Source organism: Pedobacter sp. HMWF019 (assembly GCF_003061025.1).
Taxonomy (GTDB): domain Bacteria; phylum Bacteroidota; class Bacteroidia; order Sphingobacteriales; family Sphingobacteriaceae; genus Pedobacter.
The window spans coordinates 1-1,730 of record NZ_QAIL01000189.1; the positions used below are offsets into that span (position 1 = coordinate 1).

At 38.8% G+C, this 1,730-nt stretch carries 1 protein-coding gene; it reads right to left on the reverse strand.

The annotated features are described in order from the left end of the window. Positions 1–1,615 (reverse strand): M13 family metallopeptidase (locus DBR11_RS11790; RefSeq protein WP_108552848.1); only part of this gene is annotated, 1,615 nt, incomplete at its 3' end. Positions 1,616–1,730: the final 115 nt, after the last annotated feature.

A 1,730-nucleotide genomic window follows, 5' to 3' on the forward strand; every position in this document is an offset into this window, starting at 1 on the left:
ACTGTCGCCCTTCATCATCAAAACCATGTGTAATTTCATGACCAATAGTAGATGCCGCTGCATAACCATATACTACAGCATCATCCACATCTTCGTCTTTTACACCTGCTATACTGAATATAGCCGCCGGCAGTACAATTTCATTATTTGATGGATTATAGTAAGCGTTGTAGGTTTGAGGTGTCATATCCCATTCGGTACGATCAACGGGTTTACCTAATTTATTTACCTCCCTGTTATACCACCAAGCCTGAGCGCGCAGTACATTCAGGACATAAGATTTGCGGTCTATCTCCAGAGTAGAAAAATCTTTCCATTTATCGGGGAAGCCAACTTTTGGATTTATTTTCTCCAACTTATCAAGCGCTTTTTTCTTGGTCTGAGCACTCATCCAGTCTAGTTTTTCGATATGTTCTTTGTAACTGCTGCGTATAGCAGTAACCATATCTGAATAGCGCTTTTTGGTTGTCTCCGGAAAATAGGCTTTAACGAACAACTGTCCCAGCACCTCTCCCATTAAAGCATTTTCTGCGTCAAGCACACGCTTCCATCTCGGCAATTGTTCCTTTTTTCCTGCAATAACTGTCCCATAAAATCTAAATCTTTCTTTATCAAGATCTTTGTTCAGATAAGGAGAAGTGGCAGAAATCAGGTGCCAGCGTAAATAAGCTTTCCAATCCTTGATTGGGAAAGTTTTTAGTGCTTTGTTCAAAGCCTGGTAATATTCCGGCTGGCCTACGATAATCGTATCGGCTTTATTGATTTTTAGTTTCTGAAAAATGTCTATCCAGTTCATTCCAGGTGTTAACTGGTTCAGTTTGGCAATTGACATCTTGTTATAGTTGTGATAAGGATCCCGCAAGTCTTCCAGCTTACGTGAGCTGGCGGCAAGGACTGTTTCAATAGCAAACACATTCTTAGCAGCCGCTACTGCATCCTGATTTGCCATTCCAGAGAGTATCAAGATAGCGGGCAAATGTTTTGCGGAGTAATCATTCCGTATATTTTTAGTACGTGTATCTGTATTAAAATAATAGTCCCTATTGGGTAGGCCAATTCCACTTTGAGTTATATGGAGTGCTATTTTATCGCTATTTTTTTCGTCCTGACCAATGTATAGCCCAATCATATTTTCGATGCCATAAGTGGTGAGATGGGCCGATACATCTAAAACACCATTTACATCTTTAATCTGGTCAATACGGTCCAACTCAGTTTTTAAGTCACTGATCCCTCTCTTCTCAATTCCGGCCGTATCCATACCAGTGAAATAAAAATCAGCAATTTTTTGACTGTTGGTGCCCTTAGCTGCATTTTCCTTCAAAGCATCTTCATTAATTTTTTTAAGCTTTTCCCGGATTTCTTCCTGTACAAGATTTCCAATTCCCCAACTGGAATAAGCAGCAGGAATTGGATTCTTCTTTATCCAGCCTCCATTGGCATATTTAAAAAAGTCGTTACCCGGACGTACAGTTGTATCCATATTTTTAAAAACAGGATCGTTTGCAGCATAAGAAGCTTCTGATTTTTTGTGGCTGCAGGAGGTAAGGACAGCACTAAATAAAAGTGCAAATCCTGAATAGGCAATTAAGCCGGTTTTTGTATTTCTTATCATGGTTTAAATAAGATTTTCTGAAATGTAAGATCGTCAAAGGTCATAATTTTTTCAAGAATAAATTCTTATATTTAAATAACACAACAAAAGCAGTCTAATTCTCATACCCCAAAGA